Annotated in this window: 28 protein-coding genes; 23 read left to right on the forward strand and 5 right to left on the reverse strand. The window is 40.8% G+C overall.

The window, feature by feature from the left end:
- Nucleotides 1–18: 18 nt before the first annotated feature.
- From YK48G_RS00420 to YK48G_RS00450, 7 genes are all read left to right on the forward strand, one after another.
- Nucleotides 19–1,218 (forward strand): acetate/propionate family kinase, encoded by a 1,200-nt coding sequence (locus tag YK48G_RS00420; RefSeq protein WP_203628735.1) that lies wholly within the window; start codon nt 19–21, stop codon nt 1,216–1,218.
- A 298-nt stretch (nt 1,219–1,516) separates the two neighbouring features.
- On the forward strand, nt 1,517–2,887 hold the full coding sequence (locus tag YK48G_RS00425) for an amino acid permease (protein WP_203628736.1): 1,371 nt from the start codon (nt 1,517–1,519) through the stop codon (nt 2,885–2,887).
- 73 nt (nt 2,888–2,960) lie between these two features.
- Entirely contained in the window at nt 2,961–3,569 is a 609-nt protein-coding gene (locus YK48G_RS00430) for a metallophosphoesterase family protein (protein ID WP_203628737.1), read from the forward strand.
- A gap of 15 nt (nt 3,570–3,584) precedes the next feature.
- A complete protein-coding gene (locus YK48G_RS00435) occupies nt 3,585–4,976 on the forward strand; it encodes a bifunctional metallophosphatase/5'-nucleotidase (protein WP_203628738.1) in 1,392 nt (463 codons plus the stop codon).
- Nucleotides 4,977–4,989: 13 nt separating this feature from the next.
- Nucleotides 4,990–5,562, forward strand: coding sequence for a YutD family protein (locus YK48G_RS00440; protein WP_203628739.1), 573 nt, complete (start codon nt 4,990–4,992; stop codon nt 5,560–5,562).
- A 13-nt stretch (nt 5,563–5,575) separates the two neighbouring features.
- Nucleotides 5,576–6,349: a TIGR01457 family HAD-type hydrolase gene (locus tag YK48G_RS00445; protein ID WP_203628740.1), complete on the forward strand. Its 774-nt coding sequence runs from the start codon at nt 5,576–5,578 to the stop codon at nt 6,347–6,349.
- A 7-nt stretch (nt 6,350–6,356) separates the two neighbouring features.
- Nucleotides 6,357–6,977 carry a TIGR01906 family membrane protein gene (locus YK48G_RS00450; protein ID WP_232365230.1) on the forward strand — a complete coding sequence of 207 codons (621 nt, stop codon included), beginning with the start codon at nt 6,357–6,359 and terminating at the stop codon, nt 6,975–6,977.
- A gap of 80 nt (nt 6,978–7,057) precedes the next feature.
- Here the strand turns inward: YK48G_RS00450 and YK48G_RS00455 are convergent, their stop codons facing one another.
- Nucleotides 7,058–7,246, reverse strand: a complete 189-nt coding sequence (locus YK48G_RS00455; protein WP_203628742.1) for a PspC domain-containing protein — start codon at nt 7,244–7,246, stop codon at nt 7,058–7,060.
- Nucleotides 7,247–7,369: 123 nt separating this feature from the next.
- Here YK48G_RS00455 and YK48G_RS00460 point away from each other — a divergent pair, with 123 nt between their 5' ends.
- Together YK48G_RS00460 and YK48G_RS00465 are read left to right on the forward strand one after the other, a co-directional pair.
- On the forward strand, nt 7,370–7,621 hold the full coding sequence (locus YK48G_RS00460; protein ID WP_203628743.1) for a hypothetical protein: 252 nt from the start codon (nt 7,370–7,372) through the stop codon (nt 7,619–7,621).
- Between the two features lie 81 nt (nt 7,622–7,702).
- Entirely contained in the window at nt 7,703–8,878 is a 1,176-nt protein-coding gene (locus tag YK48G_RS00465) for a hydroxymethylglutaryl-CoA synthase (RefSeq protein WP_203628744.1), read from the forward strand.
- A 63-nt stretch (nt 8,879–8,941) separates the two neighbouring features.
- Here the strand turns inward: YK48G_RS00465 and lexA are convergent, their stop codons facing one another.
- Complete coding sequence (gene lexA / locus YK48G_RS00470) at nt 8,942–9,571, reverse strand: transcriptional repressor LexA (RefSeq protein ID WP_203628745.1); 630 nt, start codon at nt 9,569–9,571, stop codon at nt 8,942–8,944.
- Nucleotides 9,572–9,806: 235 nt separating this feature from the next.
- On the opposite strand from lexA, the gene YK48G_RS00475 reads away from it, so the two are divergent.
- On the forward strand, nt 9,807–10,091 hold the full coding sequence (locus YK48G_RS00475; RefSeq protein ID WP_203628746.1) for a DUF896 domain-containing protein: 285 nt from the start codon (nt 9,807–9,809) through the stop codon (nt 10,089–10,091).
- A gap of 94 nt (nt 10,092–10,185) precedes the next feature.
- On the forward strand, nt 10,186–10,410 hold the full coding sequence (locus YK48G_RS00480; RefSeq protein WP_203628747.1) for a YneF family protein: 225 nt from the start codon (nt 10,186–10,188) through the stop codon (nt 10,408–10,410).
- A gap of 73 nt (nt 10,411–10,483) precedes the next feature.
- On the opposite strand, the gene YK48G_RS00485 is transcribed toward YK48G_RS00480, so the two are convergent.
- On the reverse strand, nt 10,484–11,113 hold the full coding sequence (locus YK48G_RS00485; protein ID WP_203628748.1) for a lysophospholipid acyltransferase family protein: 630 nt from the start codon (nt 11,111–11,113) through the stop codon (nt 10,484–10,486).
- An 88-nt stretch (nt 11,114–11,201) separates the two neighbouring features.
- Here YK48G_RS00485 and YK48G_RS00490 point away from each other — a divergent pair, with 88 nt between their 5' ends.
- The 3 genes from YK48G_RS00490 to YK48G_RS00500 all read left to right on the forward strand — a co-directional run bounded on the left by YK48G_RS00490 (nt 11,202) and on the right by YK48G_RS00500 (nt 13,276).
- Nucleotides 11,202–11,948, forward strand: coding sequence for a tRNA1(Val) (adenine(37)-N6)-methyltransferase (locus YK48G_RS00490; RefSeq protein ID WP_203628749.1), 747 nt, complete (start codon nt 11,202–11,204; stop codon nt 11,946–11,948).
- Nucleotides 11,935–12,207, forward strand: coding sequence for a GIY-YIG nuclease family protein (locus tag YK48G_RS00495; RefSeq protein ID WP_203628750.1), 273 nt, complete (start codon nt 11,935–11,937; stop codon nt 12,205–12,207). The genes YK48G_RS00490 and YK48G_RS00495 overlap by 14 nt, the downstream gene beginning before the upstream one ends.
- A 70-nt stretch (nt 12,208–12,277) precedes the next feature.
- The gene (locus YK48G_RS00500) at nt 12,278–13,276 is read left to right on the forward strand and encodes a D-2-hydroxyacid dehydrogenase (protein WP_203628751.1); all 999 of its coding nucleotides are present in this window, start codon (nt 12,278–12,280) and stop codon (nt 13,274–13,276) included.
- A 119-nt stretch (nt 13,277–13,395) separates the two neighbouring features.
- Here YK48G_RS00500 and YK48G_RS00505 read toward each other — a convergent pair whose 3' ends face one another.
- Nucleotides 13,396–14,124 (reverse strand): HAD family hydrolase, encoded by a 729-nt coding sequence (locus tag YK48G_RS00505; RefSeq protein WP_203628752.1) that lies wholly within the window; start codon nt 14,122–14,124, stop codon nt 13,396–13,398.
- 222 nt (nt 14,125–14,346) lie between these two features.
- Between YK48G_RS00505 and rpsB the strand changes: the two genes are divergently transcribed.
- The 5 genes from rpsB (at nt 14,347) to YK48G_RS00530 (ending at nt 18,067) form a co-directional block, all read left to right on the forward strand.
- A complete protein-coding gene (gene rpsB, locus YK48G_RS00510) occupies nt 14,347–15,147 on the forward strand; it encodes a 30S ribosomal protein S2 (protein ID WP_203628753.1) in 801 nt (266 codons plus the stop codon).
- A gap of 93 nt (nt 15,148–15,240) precedes the next feature.
- Complete coding sequence (gene tsf / locus YK48G_RS00515) at nt 15,241–16,119, forward strand: translation elongation factor Ts (protein ID WP_203628754.1); 879 nt, start codon at nt 15,241–15,243, stop codon at nt 16,117–16,119.
- 193 nt (nt 16,120–16,312) lie between these two features.
- Nucleotides 16,313–17,035 (forward strand): UMP kinase, encoded by a 723-nt coding sequence (gene pyrH / locus YK48G_RS00520; protein WP_203628755.1) that lies wholly within the window; start codon nt 16,313–16,315, stop codon nt 17,033–17,035.
- A 2-nt stretch (nt 17,036–17,037) separates the two neighbouring features.
- Entirely contained in the window at nt 17,038–17,601 is a 564-nt protein-coding gene (gene frr / locus YK48G_RS00525; RefSeq protein ID WP_203628756.1) for a ribosome recycling factor, read from the forward strand.
- 16 nt (nt 17,602–17,617) lie between these two features.
- Nucleotides 17,618–18,067: a hypothetical protein gene (locus YK48G_RS00530; protein WP_203628757.1), complete on the forward strand. Its 450-nt coding sequence runs from the start codon at nt 17,618–17,620 to the stop codon at nt 18,065–18,067.
- A 22-nt stretch (nt 18,068–18,089) separates the two neighbouring features.
- Here YK48G_RS00530 and YK48G_RS13580 read toward each other — a convergent pair whose 3' ends face one another.
- A complete protein-coding gene (locus YK48G_RS13580) occupies nt 18,090–18,221 on the reverse strand; it encodes a hypothetical protein (RefSeq protein ID WP_284691999.1) in 132 nt (43 codons plus the stop codon).
- Between the two features lie 47 nt (nt 18,222–18,268).
- On the opposite strand from YK48G_RS13580, the gene uppS reads away from it, so the two are divergent.
- The 4 genes from uppS to YK48G_RS00550 are packed head-to-tail and all read left to right on the forward strand — an operon-like array spanning nt 18,269 to nt 22,871.
- Nucleotides 18,269–19,021, forward strand: coding sequence for an undecaprenyl pyrophosphate synthase (uppS, locus tag YK48G_RS00535; protein ID WP_203628758.1), 753 nt, complete (start codon nt 18,269–18,271; stop codon nt 19,019–19,021).
- Between the two features lie 19 nt (nt 19,022–19,040).
- Entirely contained in the window at nt 19,041–19,829 is a 789-nt protein-coding gene (locus tag YK48G_RS00540; RefSeq protein ID WP_203628759.1) for a phosphatidate cytidylyltransferase, read from the forward strand.
- 21 nt (nt 19,830–19,850) lie between these two features.
- Nucleotides 19,851–21,125, forward strand: a complete 1,275-nt coding sequence (gene rseP / locus YK48G_RS00545; protein ID WP_203628760.1) for an RIP metalloprotease RseP — start codon at nt 19,851–19,853, stop codon at nt 21,123–21,125.
- 36 nt (nt 21,126–21,161) lie between these two features.
- Nucleotides 21,162–22,871 (forward strand): proline--tRNA ligase, encoded by a 1,710-nt coding sequence (locus YK48G_RS00550; protein WP_203628761.1) that lies wholly within the window; start codon nt 21,162–21,164, stop codon nt 22,869–22,871.
- Nucleotides 22,872–22,933 lie beyond the last annotated feature (62 nt).

A 22,933-nucleotide genomic window follows, 5' to 3' on the forward strand; every position in this document is an offset into this window, starting at 1 on the left:
GAGGAGCAAATGATCGTTATGGGAAAATCAATCGCAATTAATGCTGGTAGTTCAACACTTAAGTATAAGTTATTTCAAATGCCTGAAGAAGAAGTATTGTCAAGCGGTGCTATTGACCGTATTGGCTTAGGTTCTTCTGATGTTTCAATTAAGTATGGTGATGGCAAAAAGTTTAAAGCAACTCAAGATATTGATAATCACGAAGAGGCAATTCAGCTCGTGTTAGACAAGTTATTGAGTTTGAACATCATCAAGAATTACAACGAAATAACGGGTGTTGGCCATCGGATCGTTGCTGGTGGGGAATTATTTCCCGATTCTGTTATCATCGATGACGATGTGATGAAAAAGATTGAATCATTAACGGATTTTGCACCATTGCATGAACCCGCTAACTTATTAGGAATTAAAGCCTTCAAGAAAATATTGCCAGATGTGATTAGCGTGGCGGTATTTGACACCTCATTTCATACAACACTGCCTGAAGTTAATTATATGTATAGTTTGCCATATGAATACTATCAAAAGTATCAAGTTAGAAAGTATGGCGCTCATGGGACAAGTTATCGTTATGTATCGCAAAGAGCGGCTGATTTGTTAGGCAAACCACTTAAGGATCTTAAGCTTGTTGTGCTCCATCTTGGTGCAGGCGCATCAATTGCCGCAATCAAAGATGGTAAGTCATTTGATACGTCAATGGGATTCTCACCAGTTGCCGGAATTACAATGGCAACACGTTCAGGTGACGTTGATCCATCAGCTCTTCAATATGTTATGGATAAAGCAGGTATTAAGAGCATGGATGAAATGGTTGATATTTTAAATCATAAGTCTGGCTTAGTGGGGGTTTCTGGTGTGTCTGCCGACATGCGAGAGATTGAAGGAGTCATGCACACAAATCATCGAGCAATGCTTGCCCGTGAAATATTTAAGAATCGCATTATTCGCTATATTGGTAGTTACATTGCTGAAATGGATGGGATTGATGCCCTAGTTTATACGGCTGGAATTGGTGAAAACGATATTATGATTCGCCAAGAAGTTGCCGACAAGTTAGACTATTTTGGGATCAAGGTTGATCCTGAGAAGAACAATATCCGCGGGGTTGAACGAGATCTTTCGGCCGAAGGCGCTACCGTGAAAACCCTTTTGATTCCCACGAATGAGGAGCTTATGATTGTAAGAGATATTGAACGTTTGCGTAAAACACAAAAATAATTATCTGAACTGAATTTTAAAAGTTTCAAATTCGTATTTTAGCGATTAAAACAGTTAGTGTTTTGATTTTAAAGTTTAAGCTAATAGCGCAATTATTCCGGATTTTGGAATGGTTGCGCTATTAGCTTAAATGGCGGCAATCAATTGTATTAGGAGTATAAGCCATTGATTTGCCAATTAAGTTTGTCTGTAAGTCTTTGGCTGTTTTTTGAAAACTTATCATCAGCTTATAGAATGTAAGTTAAAATTATTAGTTATTTTAGAAGCAAAAGATTGATTTATAAGAGGAGGAAGCTTATTGGGCAAGCAACGAACCAATCAGCAACAGCTTTCACGGGGGTTAAAGAATCGCCACGTCCAATTAATTGCGCTGGGCGGAACAATTGGTACAGGACTCTTTTTAGGAGCCGGTCAATCAATCCATCTTGCAGGGCCATCCATTATGCTTGCTTATTTGATTGCCGGGCTTGCCTGCTTTTTATTAATGCGGGCGCTGGGTGAATTGTTGCTATCTGATCTAAGTAGTAATTCATTTGTGTTTTTTATTAAAAAATACCTTGGAGATAAAATGGGATTTGCAATTGGTTGGACCTATTGGATGTGTTGGATTGCCATTGCGATGGCAGAAGTTACAGCTTCTGGTCTATATGTTCAATTTTGGTTTCCAAAAGTGCCAATTTGGTTAACCGGGCTAGTGTTATTGATTATTTTATTTATCATTAACATTGTTGCAGTTTCCGCATTTGGTGAAACTGAATTTTGGCTTGCGATTGTTAAAATCGTTGCGATTGTCGCTTTAATTGTCACGGGTATTATGTTAGTGATGGTTCATTATCGAACGCCATACGGTCACGCATCGCTTGGAAATATTGTTTCTGGTGGCATGTTCGCAAAGGGGATCAAAGGTTTTGTTTTGTCATTTCAAATGGTTTTATTTAGCTTTGCTGGAATTGAAATGATTGGGATGACGGCCTCAGAGACCCAAGACCCTATGGTGACCATTCCCAAGAGTATTAATGAAGTGCCCACCCGGGTTTTGTTATTCTACATTGGGTCATTGCTTGCCTTGATGAGTATTTTTCCCTGGCAGCATGTCTCGCCAACGTCGAGTCCGTTTGTCCAGGTCTTTTCCGGCGTTGGAATTAATTCGGCAGCTACTATTATTAATTTTGTGGTCTTAACCGCTGCAATTTCTGCTTGTAACAGTTCTTTGTTTACAACTGGCCGGATGTTATTTTCGCTTACGTATGAGGGTCAATCCCGCTTTAGCAAAATGGTCGGTCACTTATCAAGACGTCAAATTCCGTTTAATGCGATTTTGTTTTCAACCGGTGTGATTGCCGTGATTGTTTTGTTAAGTATAATGATGCCGGGAAACGTGTTTAGCTTTATTTCAAGCGTGGCAACGACTTGTTTCTTGTTTGTTTGGGGGATGATCGTCGTTGCCCACATTAAGTATCGCAACGAAATCAAACGGTCTGGTAATGCTAAACAGTTAACGTTTAAAATGCCGCTATTTCCAATTTCAGATTATTTTGTGCTCGCTTTTTTAGTTTTTGTTGGCTGCATACTTGTTTTAAAAACCGATACCTTAATTGCGTTGGTCGGATCAATTATCTGGATAAGTGGTCTCTTTTTAACTAAAGGAGTTGTTGATCGAGCTAGTTGATGACTATTTTCATTTTTTCGGATGGTTGGTGGTATCATTAATTGTATAATTAAGGAATGAAAGAAGTTTTTCGATGCAATATTTTACAGCGGACACCCATTTTTTTCATGAGCGATTGCTAGGGGTTAGTGAATTTGCTCCCCGGCCTTTTCTAACGGTTGAAGATATGAACGAAACAATCATTCGTAATTGGAATAAGCGCGTCAATCAAAATGACGTGGTTTATCATTTAGGAGACATTGCAATTTTGCATACAAGACCTGAAAAAAACGCTTTGGAGCAGATTTTTGAGGTGTTGCGACAATTAAATGGTCGACTGATCCTAATCAAAGGAAATCACGATTCACGGGCTTTATTCAAGTATTTGGCCCAGCATAATTATCAGGTTAATAATCACCCGAAGTTTGAATTTCATGACGTGGGTGTTTTAATTAAAATGAATCATCGTCAGTACTACCTCACCCATTATCCAATGATGTTGGGTATTGTTAAACAGATTATCAATTTGCATGGTCATATTCACCACTATGCGGTTCCCGTTAAGGAAAACATTAACGTTGGCGTCGACACACCAGAAGTTGATTACTTAGCTCAAAAGCCACCATTTGGAACGCCTTTTTCACAAGTTGAAGTCGAGAAAATGGTTGAGCAAAAGGCCATTGATTTTGCAAAACGACAGTAGGATAGGGGCACTTGTATGACGGAAAGAATCACCATTTTGCACACAAACGATATTCATTCACATTTTGAGAATTGGCCGCGAATTCGCCGTTTTCTTACACAAAGGCGGCAGTCATTAAGCCAACAAGCTAACTCAGCGGTTATCACAGTTGATTTGGGCGATGCCGTTGATCGGGTTCATCCCCTAACCGAAGTGACCAATGGTAAAGCAAATGTCGAATTATTAAATCAAATCCACTACGACGCTGTCACAATTGGTAATAATGAAGGCTTAACCAATACACACGAGCAACTTGATGAGCTTTATGCCGATGCAAATTTTGACGTCATTTTAGCAAACATTTTGGACCAACGAACCAATCAAATTCCCGGTTGGGCCAAACCATTTAAAATAATAACGACGCCGAAAAAGACCCGGGTCTTAATCATTGGCCTCACTGCCCCTTATGAGTTGACCTATCCAATTTTAGGATGGCAGCCATTGCCGCCGGAGCAGGTCCTACCGAAATTATTAGCAGAAAATAAGGATCATTATGACATTGCTGTCCTACTATCTCATTTAGGCCATGACGTTGATCGTCGATTAGCACGGCAGTTCCCACAATTAGATATTATTATTGGTTCGCATACGCACCACTTGTTGGCAAAAGGGGAACGTGTTAATCACTCTCTCTTGGCAGCGGCTGAGAAGTGGGGGCATTACGTTGGTGAAATTACAATTGATCTTGATGCGGCTCATCACATTGTGGCAGATCAAGCCACGGTGGTAAAAACGGCAACATTGCCAGCTGAAAAGACCGATCAGGCAGAAATTGATGAGTATGCGCAGCATGGTGAACACTTGTTAGCTAGGAATAAATTGGCTCGGCTAAAGATGCCAATGACAACTCATTTAGTTGGTCATTCACGCTTAGTTGACGAAGGTTTACGAGCAATTATGGAAAAGGCGGACACCCAAGCGGGTATTTTAAATTCCGGTTTATTCCTGCGAAACTTACCAACTGGAATCGTTGATCGCAATCAACTTCATCAAATGCTACCTCATGCGATGCATGTCATGCGGGTCACACTTGATGGATATAATCTTTGGCGACTCATCAAGGAAATGGAAAAAAACGATCATTTTTTAATTAAATTTCCTCAAAAGGGTATGGGCTTTCGTGGCAAATACTTTGGAGAACTTCACTTTAGTGGATTAAGGTACGATAATCAGGCAGGCCAACTTTTCTTTCGTGAAGAATTGGTCTCGCCAATTAACACTTACCAGATCGCAATGCCAGATCATTATTTGTTTATTCCGTTTTTTCCAACCCTTGATATAATCGGTAAAAATGAAATTTTGTATGATCAAAATCTTCGCGATGTTTTTGGAGATTACCTGGCGAAACATTACCCACTGAATAGTTGAAAGAAGGGATACTTTGGATCGTAAACAACTTGAAGAGCTGGTTGACCAAAAAAATGAGATGCAAAAACCATTGGCTCGGATTACGCGCGTCAGCGAATCTGAATTACTAATTAATGATCATAAATATGAGTTGGTAGATGATCATGAAAAAGGATTTGATTTTGACGCATTTGTAGCCCGTTATAATCCAGCACTAAGCCAGTTTGACTATATTATCGGTGATTGGGGTTATGGTCAGCTTCGACTTCGCGGCTTTTTCAATGATGATCGAGATGTGCATGGCGGACCATTTATTTCTGACTTGAATGACTATATTTTAGAATTTGTGAACCTTGGTGCCCCTTATTTTGTGATCCATAATTTAGAAGCCCGACCAATTATTAGAAAGTCTCGGAATCTTCGAAGTCGGCGCCATACGAGTAAAAACCACAGTCGAAATACGCATCATAGTCGCCGAAACCATTCGTTTACTGAGCAGAAAGTGTCAAATCAGAAACGATCGGCGCCAAAACGTCAAAAAATGGTGGTTAAGGCTGAAGAAAAGTCACATAACCATCACTTTATTATTCGCGAAAGTAAAAAGTGAGAGGAAGAAATTGATGAAGCATTATAAGGGTTACTTTATTGACCTGGATGGGACTGTTTACGCTGGAAAAAAGAAAATTCCGGCTGCTAAGCGGTTTATCAAACGACTCCAAGAACGGCAGATTCCGTTTTTATTTGTCACCAATAATTCAACTCAAATGCCCCGAGATGTTGTTAAAAACTTAGCTGAGAATCACGATATTTTTGTAAAGCCGGAAAATGTCTATACTTCCGGTATGGCAACGTTAGACTTTATGAATGACGATCACAAAGGTCAGCCAGCGACGGTCTATATCGTTGGTGAGCTGGGATTAAAACAAGTGATTTTAGCTGATCATTATCGACTAGAGGCTGATCATCCCGATTATGTCGTTGTTGGCTTAGACTCTGATCTAACTTATGAGAAACTGGCACAAGCGGTTTTGGCAATTCGAAGTGGTTCTAAGTTCATTGGCACAAATCCAGATACGAATATTCCCAAGGAGCGGGGAATGATGCCGGGCGCAGGAGCAGTTGTTGATTTTGTTCGATACGCAACCCAACAATCACCCATTATGATTGGGAAACCTAAGGCTAGGATCTTGGATAGCGCTGCTAAAAAAATTGGTTTGGCAAAAAATGACGTTGTGATGGTGGGGGATAATTATCACACCGACATCATGGCGGGTATTAATGCCGGTGTTGACACCTTGCTTGTTTACACTGGTTTATCAACAAAGCAACAGGTGGCCGAACAGTCGGTTCAGCCAACATATCAAATTGATAGTTTAGATGATTGGCGGCTTTAGTGTGAGGATGACTTTAAGACAATTTGTAACAGCAACGATGGTTATTTTAGCGTGTTTATCATTGGCGATCTTTTTGACTGTCAACAGCACATGGCTATTTGCCATTAACATTCCATTGTTGCATTTAACTCATGCAACCGGCTTAACGACCACTCAAATGATGCGAGATTATGATCGAATCATTCAATACTTACAGTTGCCTTGGGTCGGATCGCTTAAATTTCACTATTTCTTTAGCTCTGCTAAGGGCCTTCAACATTTTAGCGACGTTCGCCGATTGATTATGGTTAACAATCTAATCGGGATTATTTTGGTGCCAATTAGTAGCTACGTTTTGATTAAACTCAATAAAAAATCATTAACGTGGCTGTTGATCACGCCCATTAAGGTTGTGGTCACGCTGGCGTTAATGATAATTGTGATGATGCTGATTAATTTTGATCAAGTATTTATTGGGTTTCATAAAATTCTATTTCGCAATAACGATTGGTTATTTGATCCTCGAGCCGATCCGGTAATTAACATGTTACCGGATACCTTCTTTTTGGAGTGCTTTGGGTTGTTTTTTGTCTTCTTTTTAGGTACTTTGGGAATTGTTTATTGGCTTGGTCGGCGCTCATTGAAGTAAATTTCCAAAGACTAGCAAGCTGAATGGACGTTGAAGTGTTGGTTGAGCACCAAATCGTAAACGAAGCCTGATATATCAAGCTAGCTTGGATCCTCCATCAATATCCAAAGAACTAAATAAATAATAATACCGGGGACTAGTGGTGTCAGTCCTAGTATCACGAACAAAACGCGGACAAGTGTTGGGCTCCAATTAAAGTGTTCACTTATGCCACCAAGTACGCCGGCAATAATTCTGTCATCGTTGGATCGTTGAATATGAATTTTCATCAAAACCGCTCCCTTTATATGATCAATTATTTGAGTAACTAATTACACCTTAACTGATTAGCATTTGGATTTCAATTATGCTATATTATGATGTTGTACAGACGAAATTGCTAGGAGAATTGTATGTTAATTATAAATGTAAATGGAAACTTAGGAAATCAAGAAGTTGTCCTCTCAGATAACACGACCGGCACGTTTACCGGTGTTCGAGTATTCGGCTCAGCATTGAGTGGGAACCAAGTTGTTCAATGGACTTTTATCTCTACCGGCCACCAACATGAAGGGTTTGTATATGCTGGCAATCTGTCCGAAGGCTTAGAGATCAAATCGATGAATGGCCATGATACTTATAAAATTCATTTTATAAGTGAATGATTTTAATAGTGGTACATAATGGGACCGGGGTGGTGCGTGAAGCACTGCCTGAGTCTCATTCTTTCATAAAGGAGAAAATTTATGACCGTTGGAATTGATAAAATAGCCTTTTTTACTTCACCGTATTATATTGAAACGGCTGACTTAGCCAAGGCTCGGGGAGTCGATCCGAATAAGTATTTAATTGGTATTGGTCAAAAACGTCAGTCGGTCATCCCCCCAACGCAGGACACCGTTACGTTAGCTGCCAACGCCGCTGTTAAAGTTCTAACCCAAGAAGATCGTGATACGATTGATATGGTTATTTTGGGAACTGAAACCGGTATTGACAATTCTAAAGCGGGCGCAATTTACATCCAAGAGCTTCTCGGGATTACGCAGGCAGCTCGAGCATTTGAAATCAAACAAGCTTGTTATGGCGCGACAGCAGGCGTTCAAATGGCCGTTGAGCACGTTACCTTACATCCTCATAGCAAAGTATTGGTCATCGCTTCAGATATTGCGAGATATGGCTTGAAGACTGCTGGTGAAGTGACTCAAGGTGGCGGGGCAGTTGCAATGCTTATTTCGAGTGATCCTGAAATTTTGATTTTAGGCGGTCAAAGTGCTTTTCACTCAGAAAATATAATGGACTTTTGGCGACCGCTTTACCGACGAGAGGCATTAGTTGACGGTCATTATTCGACTGATGTTTATATTGATTTCTTTAACAAAACTTGGCAGCAGTACCAACAAGCAACCGGGCAAAGTTTAAGCGACTTTTCAGCTTTTGTATTTCATTTACCATTTACCAAAATGGGGCTTAAAGCTTTGCGGTCGGTGGTTTCAACTAGTGAGCACGCGGATCGGCTACTTCACGAATTCGATTTTTCAACTCAGTACGGCGAAATTGTTGGCAACCTTTATACCGGATCGCTTTATTTAAGCTTATTATCATTGTTAGCTAATTCTGATCAATTACACATTGGTGATCGGATTGGCTTATTCAGTTATGGATCAGGCGCACAAGGTGAATTCTACAGTGGTCAACTTGCGACTGGTTTTAAGCGACAGTTACTTAAAACATCAGTTGAAGACGTGTTGACTAATCGCCAGCAATTAACGATTCCAGAGTATGAACAGCTGTATTCAACGGATATCTCATTACACGCGGGCGACGTTGATTTTGACACTCAAAAAGATGAGAGTCGATTCCTGCTGGCCGGCCGTCACGGAGGCCAGCTAAAATACGTTGATTCAAGCCTTAAACGTGGCTAGGAGCTTAGCTGAACTCAGAATTAAACAATAAAAAAGCCAGGCGATTTGCCTGACCCATCCTGATTATGAAATATCACTACGGTACAAACTGACCACTTTTCCTAAGATTGTCACTTTGGTAAGAATAATTGGCGCCATCGTATCGTTTTCTGGCTGAAGCCGATAATGGTCACTTTCTTTGAAAAATCGTTTGCAAGTGGCTTCGTTTTCATCCGTCATTGCAATCACGATATCACCATTATCTGCTGAAGATTGTTTGCGTACGACTACGTAGTCTCCGTTGAGAATGCCGGCATTGATCATGCTTTCGCCACGAATCTGCAGCATAAATAATGGTTGATCACTGTGAGAAAGTGCTGGGGGCAGTGGAAAATAATCGGTGGCTTCTTGAACGGCTAAAATTGGTTCACCAGCTGTAACGGTTCCTAACACCGGGATCTGCTTTTGCTCTGGGGCAATGCCTAGAACATCAAGACCGGCAGTCGTGACTTCCAACGCTCGAGGCTTAGAAGGGTCCTTGACGATATAACCTTTGCGCTCTAAGCGGGAAATGTGGCCGTGAACGGTTGAAGTTGAAGATAGGTGGACAGCTTCACCAATTTCACGGACAGTTGGCGGGTATCCTTTTTCGTTAACTTTTTCCCAGATATAATGTAAAATTTGATATTGTTTACTTTCGGGATTCTTAATCATGTTGACACCTCATAAGTTCGTTTAATAGTTGATTTAATCGTATCATAACCCCATCAACTTTTCAAACACACGTTCGCATATTTTTATAAAAGACGTTATAATATTCAGTAATCGAGTTGGGCTGGACAGAAATTTGCGGATGAGCTTCGTATCATCCGTTAAAATTTGAAATCGATAGCTTTTGTTAATCCGTTGACTGCTAGTTGCCAAGTCGTGTTTATTTGGAGGAAATAATATGAACGAAAAAGAGAAAAAAGAATTACAGTCAAAAATTGGTGATCATGTCTTAAAAGAAATCGTCCCTCGAATCAATGAGTTAGCTCATAAAGCAAAACAAGAAGGGCTTACTGAGCTTGAAAAGGTTGAACAAGCCGAACTACGTAAAAAGTATGTCGCCCGGTTCCGGGATAATTTTAAAAAGCAAATTGAAATGATGAAAATTTATGACAAAGATGGCAACGAGGTTACTTCCAAAAAAGTTCGAAAAATTCAGAAGCATAAAGGCCTTCGCGATGACTGAAGACCAAGCCAAAGAGGATTTTGCTGATTAGGCCTTTCATTCTGGCACGTTATTGTGTAGAATTATTAGATGAGATTGTAAAGGAGGCCTTGCTTTGGCAACTTGGATTTGGATATTAATCGTCGTATTGGCCTTGATCTTAGGCCTGATTGGCGGTTTTTATGGTGCCCGGAAGTATATGGAAAAGTACCTAAAAGAAAATCCACCATTCAATGAAGATCAATTACGGCAAATGATGCTGCAAATGGGTCAAAAACCATCACAAAAGAAATTGAATCAAATGATGCATTCAATGCAGAATCAAGCTAACAAAAAGTAATGGTTGACTTGAATTAAAAAAGCCCCGGCAGCGATTTGATGTCAGGGCTTTTTTACTAGAAAAAATATTTGAGTTAATCACTTTTCTTTGAAACGTCAATGTATTTAAAGCTTGGGTCAACAGCATAGTCCAAAGCGTCAAACGCACTTTGCATTTGGGCTTCAATTTGTTTTTGCGCCGCATCATTGAGCTTGGCTTTTCGATCCAAATAGATGGGATCGCCAAATGCAACTTTAACTGGCTTTCGACTAAATAACTGCTTAAATGTCAACGGCCCTTGATAAACGACTGGTACAAGTGGTACGTTGGCAAGCTTGGCAATCAGTGCCGCGCCGCCTTTGAGCTGTTCTGAATGCCTGGTTCCCGATGGAAATAAAATGAGTGATAAATCAGTTTTTCGTAACTTTTGAACAGGTGTTTTGATTGCAGATGGTCCCGGATTTTCTCGATCCACGGGGAATGCATTGGCGTGATCTAAAATGAAGCGTAAAATTGGATTTTTAAATAGTTCTTTTTTCGCCATGAACGTAAATTTTTTCGGGCTGGCTGCAAGGGCAAAATAAATTGGATCAAACCAAGTTCGGTGAGGGCCAACCAGAATAAAATTGCCCTTTGGTAGCCGCTCTTTGTGTAAATAATGTGCATTCCCATTAATTAATAAGACTAGAAAACGGACAATCAGTCTGGCAAATGAATAAAACAATGCCATTTCCTTCTTTCATCATCAGATAGAATTATCTTAACTTAAAAGAGAAGCGTTTGGCAAACTAAAATATAAAGGAATCATCACAATGCAAGTTAAATTAAATCAAGATGAGCGCATTGATCGTCTTTACAGTAAACATATTTCAATTATTCAAAGTGATCAAGTATTTTCGTTTTCCTTGGACGCTGTTTTATTAGCCGATTTTGCCCAGACAAATAAGCGGGTCAAAAAGGTTGTTGATCTTTGCGCCGGGAATGGGGCAATTGGCTTATTTCTAAGTGAAAAGACAGCTGCGCATATTCAGATGATTGAGATTCAGCCGCGATTGGCTGATATGGCGCGGCGCAGTGTGCAATTAAATGGCCTTCAAGGACAAATTGACGTTATTAATGATGACTTGAAGCGTGCTGGCGATTATGTGGATAAAGATTCAGTTGATGTCGTCGTCTGCAATCCGCCGTATTTTGTTAATTACGAAACAAGTGAAAAAAATCCCAATCATTATTTGGCCATTGCACGCCATGAGTTGACAACCAATTTAGCCCAAATCATTGACGTGGCTGCTGGACTTTTAAAAATGAATGCGAAATTATTTATGGTCTATCGGCCTGATCGATTGAGCGACCTCATCACTAACTTACGGGCGCATCGATTAGAACCCAAAAGTGTTCAGTTCGTTCGTCCCCGGTCAAATAGCGATGCGAATATGGTCCTAGTAGCAGCCATTAAGGATGGCAAACCAAACGGGCTTAAAGTTAAGCCAGATTTGGTCACTTATGATGGCGATGATTATACTCCCAAAATTAAGAAGATGCTTTATGGACATGAATAAAAACTTCTTTATGTACGTGCTGTTGTGCGATGATGGGAGTCTGTATACCGGATTTAGTACGGACGTTGAACGGCGTTTCCAGCAACACCAGGCGGGATTAGGCGCTAAGTACACCCGTTCGCACCATCCAAAGACAATCTTATTTAAGCAGCCATTTTTAACGCAACATGATGCGCTGAGTGCTGAGTATCATTTTAAGCATCTCACCAGAAAACAAAAGCTTGCTTATTTGCGAATGCAAGGGGTCAGATTGCCCTGATACCAAGAATGGCAGCCGTAAAACCAAATCGGGAATGTGGTATAATGAACCTTTAAAGGAGGTAATAGTCGTGAGAATTATTGCATATGGGATTCGGGCAGACGAAAAACCATTTTTAGATAAGTGGTCAGAAGAAAATGCTGACGTCGAAGTTATTTCAACTGATCAATTATTAGATGACTCAACGGTTAATCAAGCTAAAGGGGCAGATGGCGTCGTTACATACCAGCAGAAGCCTTATACCGCCGATGTTTTGGACCAATTAGGCAAGTTTGGGATTAAATATCTCTCACTTCGAAACGTGGGGGTTGACAATATTGATGTTGCCGCTGCTAAACGAAATGGTATTCAAGTGACTAATGTGCCGGCTTATTCACCACAAGCCATTGCGGAATTTACAGTTACGCAATTGATGCGGTTATTGCGGCGAACGAACACGTTTGATCGGAAAATGGCGAATGGTGATTTACGCTGGGCACCAGATATTGCTGAAGAGTTGAATCAAAAGACAGTCGGTGTTTATGCAACCGGTCGAATTGGCCGTGCGGCTATTCAAATTTATAAAGGATTTGGCGCTAAAGTCATTGCTTACGATATTTATCATAATCCAGAACTGGAAAAAGAAGGGCTTTACGTTGAGACCCCGGATGAACTTTATGCCAAAGCAGATGTCATTTCTCTTCATGCACCAGCAACTAAAGAAAATGAGCATATGTTAAATGATGCGGCTTTTAACAAGATGAAAAACGGGGTTTATATTCTAAATCCGGCACGTGGCGCTTTAGTAGATACTGATGCCTTAATTCGGGCCCTTGATTCTGGCAAAGTTGCTGGCGCGGCAATTGATACTTATGAAGACGAAGTTGGCATTTTCAATACGGACTTTGGTAGCTTTGACCAAATTCCCGACGACCGATTAAAAAACTTGATGAAACGAGATAACGTCTTGGTTAGCCCCCACATCGCATTTTATACTAAGCGAGCGGTTCGTAACATGGTTTACTTTGCGATGGATGCCAATAAATCATTGATTGAAACTGGCAAATCCGATAAGTTAGTACAGTTATAATAAACTTATTGGAAGAGTGGTTCTTTTTTCGAACTAAAACAAAAAAAGCGCCAGAAGTTAGTACTTTTGAGGCATTCCTCTTGAAATACTAACTTCTGGCGCTTTTGTGTGTCAATACGTTAATCAACCTGAGCCGCTAAGTCTAAGAGTAAGTCGCGGAGCTCACCGGGATTTCGAACGGTTTGATCGGGAATAATATTGGGATCGCTGATTGAACTATTATGGTTGTTATACCAAACTGTCTGCCAGCCGGCCTTTTTAGCTGGGACGATATCATCTAAATAAGAACTACCAACGTAAATCATTTCGTTGCCACGCAAATTGAATTTTCGATTCATGAGTGTAAAGATCATTGGGTCTGGCTTTTTAACCTTTGCATCCTCAGATGTAATAATCTGATCCCGACTAAACCAATGATGTAATTTTAATTTCATAATTTTGGCAAGCTGAAATTCATTGGTTCCATTTGTGATGATTCCTAGCTTAAATTTGGTTACTAGTGTGTTTAAAACGGTGGTAAAACCATCAGAAAGTTGGATTGATTGGCTGAACTCTTCAAACGTCCCTAAGAATTTATGAGCGTTTGACTGAGTTAATCCGGGTAATTGAAATTTTTTAAACGTGTGATGTAGACAATGAAAATTAATCTCATCTTTTGAAAGCACGATTGTTGAATCTGCGTTCATTTTAGCGATGACTAATTGTTCTTGCTGGGTATAGTTAGAAAAGACGTTAGATAGTTCATCGGCTGGTAAATTGAAATGAAAAGTTTGCTCGAAAGCTCTTTCAAAGGGCGGTTGTTTGTCATATAGCGTATCGTCAATGTCAAAAACGATGGCTTTTATCATGTATGCTCCTCCTTGTCACGAATTTAAATTGTAACACGTTTTACAGAGTTTTAACAATTTATGTCACAAAACACAGTTAATGCTTGCGCTAAGAAGGGATATCGGATATACTTTTAAAGGTGTTTTAAATACACACCTAGCGTGATAGTCTGAGCAGTGCCAGTTAATGGTTCTCAGATTAACGGAGCGTTGGGGAGGAAAAAACTATATGGAGGCTATATTATGTCTGTAATTTCTATGAAGCAATTATTGGAGGCCGGTGTTCATTTTGGTCATCAAACTCGTCGTTGGAATCCAAAGATGAAGCAGTATATCTTTACTGAACGAAACGGGATTTACATTATTGACTTACAAAAGACCGTTAAGTTAATTGATGTTGCTTACAATTTCATGAAGGAACAAGCTGCTAAGGGTGCTGTGGTTCTGTTTGTCGGAACTAAAAAACAAGCACAGGATTCAATTGCCGAAGAAGCAAAGCGCGCCGGTCAGTACTACGTCAATAACCGTTGGCTTGGTGGAACTTTGACTAACTGGGAAACCATTCAATCACGTGTTAAGCGCCTAAAGGATCTTAAGAAGATGGCGACTGACGGTACGTTTGATGTTTTACCAAAGAAAGAAGTTTCATTATTAATCAAGCAACAAGATAAATTGGAACGCTTCTTAGGTGGGATTGAAGACATGCCGAAGATCCCTGATGTTTTGTTCATCGTGGATCCTCGCAAAGAGCAAATTGCTGTTCACGAAGCCCAAAAGTTGAATATTCCGATCGTTGCGATGGTTGATACGAACACCGACCCAGATCAAATTGATGTCGTGATTCCATCAAACGACGACGCCATTCGGGCCGTTCGTTTGATTACATCAACGATGGCTGATGCAATCATTGAAGGTCGTCAGGGCGAAGATGATGTGAATGAACAAACCTTTGAAGGTCAAACAGCCGATAAGCAGGACAAAAAAGAAGATTCAATCGAAGATATCGCTAACGCTGTTGAAAGCAACGACAGTTCAAAGAAATAATTAAGTAGAAGCACTAGGCTGACCCTATCGCTACGGACCAATTTGGCCTTGGTGTGGGTCAGCTTTTATTAACAATTAGAGGAGGCCATTAGAATGGCAAAGATTTCCGCATCTCAAGTTATGCAGTTACGAAAAAAGACAGGCGTTGGTATGATGGACGCAAAAAAGGCTTTAGTTGCAACTGAAGGTGACTTTGACAAAGCCATTGAGGTATTACGCGAAAAGGGCGTTGCCAAGGCGGAGAAGAAGAGTGACCGAGTTGCTGCCAATGGATTGACTACGATTGCAGTTGATGGTAATACGGCAGCAATCGTTGAAATTAATTCTGAAACCGACTTTGTCGCAACTAGCGACCCGTTTAAACAATTAGTTAGTCGCGTGAGCCAAGCAATTGTTGCTAACAAGCCAGCTGATGTCGATGCAGCCCTTGCTTTAACCACTGATAAGGGAACGATTAAGGATGATTTGATCGAAACAACTCAAGTAACGGGTGAAAAAGTTACTTTAAGACGGTTTGCGATTATTGAGAAAAACGATGGTGACATATTCGGCGAGTACTTGCATAATGGTGGCTTAATTGGTGCCCTTGTACAATTAAAAGGCGCAGATGAACAGACTGCTAAGGACGTCGCAATGCACGTTGCCGCTACTAACCCCGAATACTTGAACAAAGACGAGGTGCCAGCTGATCGTTTAGCTCACGAAAAAGAAGTATTGACTCAAGAAGCTTTGAATGAAGGCAAGCCTGAAAAGATCGTTGAAAAAATGGTTGAGGGTCGTCTCCATAAGTTCCTGGCAGAAATCTGCTTAGAAGATCAAGAATTTGTGAAGGATCCGGATCAGACCGTTTCTCAATATGTTGCATCGAAAAACGGTTCAATTGTTAAGTTCATTCGTTACGAAGTTGGCGAAGGAATTGAAAAGAAACAAGAGAGTTTTGAAGACGAGGTTCGTGATCAATTAAATAATTAATAATTTTGAAAGCTGGGGCAAGATATTGTATTAACCTCAGCTTTTTTGTTAGGCTAAGGGGTATCGATCAATCAAAGAAGCTGGTGATCCTCGAAATAAATGCTAAGAATTATTGAAAATACTAGTTTTCTTGTTGCTGCCTTCCTTAGTATGCTAAAATTGATTGTAATGATTAACTATGGGAGGCACCTAGATGTCTAAAGTAAAGTATAACCGAATTATTTTGAAATTAAGCGGAGAGGCATTAGCGGGTAAACGCGGATTTGGAATTAATCCCCCGGTTATCAAAAATGTCGCCCAAGAGATTAAAGATATCTTTGATCTTGGTGTCCAGATTGGTATCGTTGTTGGCGGTGGTAATATGTGGCGGGGCGAAGCTGGTGCCGAAATGGGAATGGAAAGAGCCCAAGCTGATTACATTGGAATGCTAGGAACAACCATGAATGGGCTAGCCCTCCAAGACAACCTTGAATCATTGGGGGTACCAACTAGAGTTCAGACGTCAATTGAAATGCGCCAAATCGCTGAACCTTATATTCGTAGAAAAGCCATCCGCCACCTTGAGAAAGGCCGAGTTGTCATTTTTGCTGCGGGAACCGGTAACCCATATTTCTCGACCGACACAACCGCTGCACTACGGGCCGCAGAAATTGGTGCCGATGCGATTCTAATGGCTAAAAACGGGGTTGACGGGATCTATTCCGCTGATCCTCGGACTGATAAAGACGCAGTTAAATTCCAGACATTGACATACATGGATATACTTGAAAAAGGACTTAAAGTAATGGATTCAACTGCGAGTTCCCTTTCAATGGACAACCATATCCCATTGGTTGTGTTCAATCTTAATAATCCTGGAAATATTCGCAAAGTAGTGATTGGCGAAAATATTGGGACAACTGTTAAGGAGAAATAACTATGGCAGATTCAAAAGCAGTGTTAGCTGAAGCAAAACAAAAAATGAAAAAAGCGCAAGATGTACTTGAACGTGAACTGGGAAAAATCCGGGCAGGCCACGCAAATGCGAGCTTATTAAATGGCGTAATGGTTAATTATTATGGTGCCCCAACGCCGTTGAATCAAATTGCGTCAATTACCATCCCAGAAGCTCGGGTGATCCTAATTACCCCGTATGATAAATCAGCGCTAGAAGATATTGAAAAGGGAATCTATGAAGCTGACTTGGGAATTAGTCCTGCCAATGATGGCAGTGCCATTCGTTTAGCGGTTCCGGCTTTAACTGAAGAACGGCGAAAAGAAGTGGCTAAGCAAGTAAAGGCTACTGGTGAAGACAGTAAAGTTGCCGTTCGAAACGTTCGTCGAGAAGCAATGGATGCTTTAAAACGCAGCCATAAGAATGAAGAAATTACCGATGATGACTTACACCGACTTGAAGACCAAGTCCAAAAGTTAACTGATGATGCGATTAAGACAGTTGATAAAATTGTTGCTGATAAAGAAGACGAAGTTATTAACGGATAGAAAGAAGGACCCTAAATTGGCAGATAAGAATTCAGATCAAAATAATGATGAAATTGCCGTTGTACCAGGAACTGACGAGTTTGAGAAAATGTTGTTTAAGCTGAATAAGCCCGTCGACGCTGATAACCTTTCAGTACTTGATTATAATGGTGGGCACCTACAGCCAGTCCAAGATGGCCTGTACGCAATGCCAGCATATGTAACGGATGATTTTAACTTGTTTTTCATTGTTTCTCAATTGGTGGAAAATGATTGGGTAATTGCCTTTTCTAACGCAACCATTGAAAATGGCAATGAAATTACTGACCTTTCTGAACCAATGACGACAGGTAAGGGGCTCAATTTACTTGGTCAAAAGAGTCCTGACGATGCAAATAAATTGTTGAAATATTTTAACACGTTAGGTGAAGCCAACCGCGGTGAGTGGCGAATGGTCGAACGACCAGAAGGTTCCGATAACAACTAATTAAGCATGGTTCAAATATTGACTAAATTTGTTTCATTTTAACGTTTAATTTTGAGAGGGAGCTTGGAACAAGAAGCGGCTTTAGGCCATTTTTAACGCCAGCGTTGCTAAACGGATCACTCAGCTGGACAGTTAATACCTTGGCAATCGTCATTTCATCCCGCCCTCTTTATTTTTGCCTGAATAGTTTAGGAGCGTGTCATGTTCAATCACACAAATAATCGGCCAGAAATTGACCCTAATCGAATTCCCAACCATATCGCCATTATCATGGATGGCAATGGTCGTTGGGCCCAAAAGCGGCATTTACCAAGAATTGCTGGTCACCGACAGGGAATGGAAACTGTCAAAATAGTCACCAAGGCTGCCAGCCAATTGGGCGTTAAAGTATTGACTTTATATGCATTTTCAACTGAAAATTGGAAGCGGCCTAACGACGAAGTTAATTTCTTGATGGGATTGCCAGTTAAGTTTTTTAACAACTTTGTTCCTGAACTCATTGAAAATAACGTTCAGGTCAAAGTGATGGGCATTATTGATCAACTCCCCCCAAAAACTCAGGTAGCAGTTCGAGACGCCATTGCTGACACTCACGATTGCACTGGCATGATTTTAAATTTTGCCTTAAACTATGGTAGTCGATTAGATATTCGCATAGCCGCGCAGCAACTTGCCCAAGAAGCAAAAGCGGGGCTAATTGACCCTCAAAAAATTGATGATCAAGCTATTTCTGATCACTTGATGACGCATTTTCTTGGTCGGTTTGCTGATCCAGATCTACTCATTCGAACGAGTGGGGAAGAGCGAATATCCAACTTTTTGCTATGGCAAATTGCCTATAGTGAACTAGTTTTTACGGATGTTTTATGGCCTGACTTCGATGGGCAGACTTTAGTGCAAATGATTGATGAGTATCAACAGCGCGATCGTCGGTTCGGTGGGCTTAAGAAATAGTAAATAGGAGAGAGCAGTCGTGAGACAACGGGTAATAACAGCAGTAGTCGCATTGATGATTTTTATTCCCATCATTATTTTGGGACATATTTGGATAGATATTGCCGCAATGGCGTTAGGAATTGTCGCGGTATCTGAAATTTTAATTATGAAGAAACGGATATTGGTATCGGCCGAGTCGATCATCGCTTATCTAGGGGTAAGTGTTCTGGTATTGCCAGATACTTGGACGGCTATTTTGCCAGGAAAGGTAGAACAAAATTTCGTTTTCTTTCTTTTCGTTTTGATGCTGTTGCTACTGACGGTATTTAGCCGCAACTTGTTTACCTTTGACGATGCAGGCGTGATTGCGCTGGGGATGTTGTATGTCGGCATGGGTTTTCATTACTTTATTCTGGCACGAGCAGAATCTTTAGTGGTCCTTCTATACGCTTTGTTCATTGTATGGTCGACAGACAGTGGGGCCTATATTTTTGGTCGACTATTTGGTAAGCACAAGTTGGCGCCACGAATTAGTCCTAATAAGACTTGGGAAGGCTCAATCTACGGGTCACTGGCGGCAACAATCATTTGTTCAACGTTTGTTTTCTTTTTCCCAATTACAGGCTACTCGCTAGTCCAAATGATTTTAATTACGATTATTTTATCGATTGCCGGCCAATTTGGTGATTTAATCGAATCCGCGCTTAAACGCTATTATGGTGTAAAAGATTCTGGTAAAATATTACCTGGTCATGGCGGGATTTTAGATCGATTTGACAGTTTGCTGTTTGTACTGCCAATGCTGCATCTTGTTGGCATCGTTTAGTTTGTAGGAGGAAAGGTTCCCTTGATAAGGACAATTGTTGTATTCATTATCGTTTTTGGTATTCTGGTGATCTTTCACGAGTTTGGCCACTATATCATCGCAAAGCGCTCAGGGATTCTTGTGCGCGAATTTTCTGTTGGCATGGGGCCAAAGGTTTTTTATTATCGAAAAAATAGCACGACGTTTACTTTGCGGCTGTTACCACTCGGTGGGTATGTTCGAATGGCTGGTGAAGCTGATGACGGTGAAGAAGAATTAAAGCCAGGAACGCCCGTTACCCTCCAACTAAATGATCAAGGAACGGTTACGTCAATTAATACCAGTAACAAGCATTCACTGTTTCAAGGAATTCCCTTAACGGTAACCGACACGGACTTGGATACGGGACTATACATCAAAGGTTACGAAAATGGCGACGAATCTCAAGTCAAATCATATCCGGTTGACCATGATGCAACGATCATTGAAACCGATGGGACTGAATTACAAATTGCGCCCCGAGACGTTCAATTTCAATCAGCAACGTTACCCAAACGAATGTTAACAAATGTTGCCGGGGTATTTAATAACTTTATTCTTGCAATTTTGGTATATACAATTTTAGGTTTTGTTCAAGGCGGCGTTGTTTCAAATAGTAACCAAATCAACGTTACGCCAAGTAACTCGGTTGCCCGGGATGCTGGAATTAAATCTGGTGATCGTATTTTATCAATTGATGGGCACCGAACAACTAACTGGCAGGAAATGGCCGTTCAAATTCAGTCAAAACCAAACGAGAAAATCTCGGTAGTCATTGATCGGGATGGTCAAAAAAAGACTTTTTCAATGAAGCCCAAGGTTCAAACGGCTAATGGCAAAAAAATGGGCGTTATTGGCATTACGCAATCAATGGATACGAGTTTTAAGGCCAAAATTTTGTCTGGACTCACAATGACGTGGTCAATGGGTAAAACCTTATTAGGCGCGCTCTGGTCGATGGTCAGTGGGCACTTTAGTTTAAATGACCTGGGGGGACCAGTTGCTATTTTTGCGACAACTTCGCAGGCAACCCAGATGGGAATTGCTGGTATCCTAAACTTTTTGGCGTTTCTATCGCTTAATTTAGCAATCATTAACCTCGTACCAATTCCAGGCCTTGACGGCGGTAAGCTTGTTTTAAACATTATTGAAGCAGTTCGGAGAAAACCCGTTTCACAAACAACAGAAACAGTTGTAACGCTCATTGGCTTTGCGTTCCTGATGCTTTTAATGATTCTGGTTACTTGGAACGATATTGAACGTTATTTCCTACATTAATCCATTACTTAGAAGTTAAAGGAGACCATTTTTATAATGAAGCAATCACAGATTTTAGTTCCGACACTTAAAGAAACCCCTAGTGGCGCTGAAGCCTTAAGCCACCGAATGCTCGTTCGCGCGGGCTATATTCGCCAAATTTCTGCTGGGATGTATGCCTATTTACCGTTAGCCTACCGGGTTTTAACCAAGATTGAAAATATTGTGCGTGAAGAAATGGTCAAAACGTCGGCACATGAAATGTTGATGCCAGATATTTTACCAGCCGATCTTTGGAAAGAATCGGGCCGTTATGATACATATGGCCCAGAGCTATTTAAGTTCAAAAATCGGCATGATACCGATTTCATCTTGGGTCCAACCCATGAAGAGACATTTACCACTCTCATTCGCGATTCAATCAAGTCATATAAACAACTACCACTGATTTTGTATCAAATCCAAAATAAATATCGTGATGAAAATCGGCCGCGTTATGGTCTGTTACGTAGTCGCGAATTTATTATGAAGGATGCTTATTCGTTTGCAACCAATGAGGCCGACTTGGACAAAGCCTATCAGGCAATGGAGCAAGCTTATCGGAATATTTTTGACCGCATTGGGTTGAATTATCGCGTTATTATTGGTGACGGCGGTGCAATGGGCGGATCTGATTCAAAAGAATTTTCTGCTATGGCGGCTGTTGGCGAAGATACGATCGTCTATTCTGACGAGAGTGATTATTATGCCAACCTTGAAATGGCCAAGGCTAAAGTAGTCGATACACCGGATGCCGATGATGAAGCTGAACTAAAGAAAGTTGCCACACCAGATGCTAAGACCATTCAAGAAGTTGCGCAATTCTTAAAGGTTCCAGTTGAGAAGACTATTAAATCAATGCTCTATATCGCAGATGAACAACCTGTCTTGGTTTTAGTTCGCGGTGACTATGATGTGAACGATGTCAAGGTGAAGAACTATCTCAAAGCCGACTTCTTAGATTTAGCAACTGATGAACAAGCTCAGAAATACTTAGGAGCTGACTTTGGTTCCCTTGGCCCCGTGGGGGTTTCCGAAGATGTCAGAATCTTAGCGGACCTTCGAGTGGCCCACTTGAAAAATGCAATTGTTGGCGCCGACCAAGATGGTTATCACTTTGTGAATGCCAACGCCGGTCGTGATTTTAGGACTGATGAAATTGATGACTTTGTGGTCGTAAAGCAAGGCGAGTTGTCGCCAGATGGTAAAGGTCAATTAAAATTTACCCGAGGGATTGAAATTGGTCATATCTTTAAGCTGGGAACGAGATATTCAAAGAGCTTAAAGGCAAATGTACTGGATGAAAATGGTCGCTCAGTTCCAGTGATTATGGGATCGTATGGGATTGGGATTAGTCGATTACTCTCGGCGATTTCAGAACAAAATGCGGATGAAAATGGGTTGGTTTGGCCAACCTCAGTGGCGCCCTTTATGGTTCACGTGATTCCAGTTAACGTCAAAAAACAAGTTCAAAGCGATTTAGCTAATCAAATTGAGGATCAGCTAACCAAGGATGGCTTAGAAGTGCTGGTTGATGATCGAAAAGAACGCGCCGGGGTTAAATTTGCTGATTCGGACTTGATGGGCATCCCACTAAGAATTACAATTGGCAAAAGAGCTGACGAAGGGATTGTTGAACTGAAAGTTCGAAAGACCGGTAAAACCCTCGAAAGCAAAGTTGATGAATTAAGCGACACCGTTAAGGAATTATTAAAGAATTTGGATTAATTTTGACAGTAGTGAAACTAAGTAGCCCATCGGCTTCTTGGACGTTAATAACTTATCGCTTG

It is taken from the genome of Lentilactobacillus fungorum (assembly GCF_016860605.1).
GTDB classification, from domain to species: Bacteria; Bacillota; Bacilli; order Lactobacillales; family Lactobacillaceae; genus Lentilactobacillus; species Lentilactobacillus fungorum.

Bases quoted from the DNA above. Each gene is read 5' to 3' on its own strand.
- frr (WP_203628756.1), top strand. From the start codon at position 17,038: ATGGCAGATTCAAAAGCAGTGTTAGCTGAAGCAAAACAAAAAATGAAA.
- YK48G_RS00505 (WP_203628752.1), bottom strand. From the start codon at position 14,124: ATGATAAAAGCCATCGTTTTTGACATTGACGATACGCTATATGACAAA.
- YK48G_RS00490 (WP_203628749.1), top strand. From the start codon at position 11,202: ATGCAAGTTAAATTAAATCAAGATGAGCGCATTGATCGTCTTTACAGT.
- pyrH (WP_203628755.1), top strand. From the start codon at position 16,313: ATGTCTAAAGTAAAGTATAACCGAATTATTTTGAAATTAAGCGGAGAG.
- tsf (WP_203628754.1), top strand. From the start codon at position 15,241: ATGGCAAAGATTTCCGCATCTCAAGTTATGCAGTTACGAAAAAAGACA.
- YK48G_RS00450 (WP_232365230.1), top strand. From the start codon at position 6,357: ATGACTTTAAGACAATTTGTAACAGCAACGATGGTTATTTTAGCGTGT.
- YK48G_RS00465 (WP_203628744.1), top strand. From the start codon at position 7,703: ATGACCGTTGGAATTGATAAAATAGCCTTTTTTACTTCACCGTATTAT.
- YK48G_RS00420 (WP_203628735.1), top strand. From the start codon at position 19: ATGGGAAAATCAATCGCAATTAATGCTGGTAGTTCAACACTTAAGTAT.
- rpsB (WP_203628753.1), top strand. From the start codon at position 14,347: ATGTCTGTAATTTCTATGAAGCAATTATTGGAGGCCGGTGTTCATTTT.
- YK48G_RS13580 (WP_284691999.1), bottom strand. From the start codon at position 18,221: ATGACGATTGCCAAGGTATTAACTGTCCAGCTGAGTGATCCGTTTAGC.
- YK48G_RS00435 (WP_203628738.1), top strand. From the start codon at position 3,585: ATGACGGAAAGAATCACCATTTTGCACACAAACGATATTCATTCACAT.
- YK48G_RS00445 (WP_203628740.1), top strand. From the start codon at position 5,576: ATGAAGCATTATAAGGGTTACTTTATTGACCTGGATGGGACTGTTTAC.
- YK48G_RS00550 (WP_203628761.1), top strand. From the start codon at position 21,162: ATGAAGCAATCACAGATTTTAGTTCCGACACTTAAAGAAACCCCTAGT.
- YK48G_RS00475 (WP_203628746.1), top strand. From the start codon at position 9,807: ATGAACGAAAAAGAGAAAAAAGAATTACAGTCAAAAATTGGTGATCAT.
- YK48G_RS00460 (WP_203628743.1), top strand. From the start codon at position 7,370: ATGTTAATTATAAATGTAAATGGAAACTTAGGAAATCAAGAAGTTGTC.
- YK48G_RS00455 (WP_203628742.1), bottom strand. From the start codon at position 7,246: ATGAAAATTCATATTCAACGATCCAACGATGACAGAATTATTGCCGGC.
- lexA (WP_203628745.1), bottom strand. From the start codon at position 9,571: ATGATTAAGAATCCCGAAAGTAAACAATATCAAATTTTACATTATATC.
- YK48G_RS00495 (WP_203628750.1), top strand. From the start codon at position 11,935: ATGGACATGAATAAAAACTTCTTTATGTACGTGCTGTTGTGCGATGAT.
- YK48G_RS00430 (WP_203628737.1), top strand. From the start codon at position 2,961: ATGCAATATTTTACAGCGGACACCCATTTTTTTCATGAGCGATTGCTA.
- uppS (WP_203628758.1), top strand. From the start codon at position 18,269: ATGTTCAATCACACAAATAATCGGCCAGAAATTGACCCTAATCGAATT.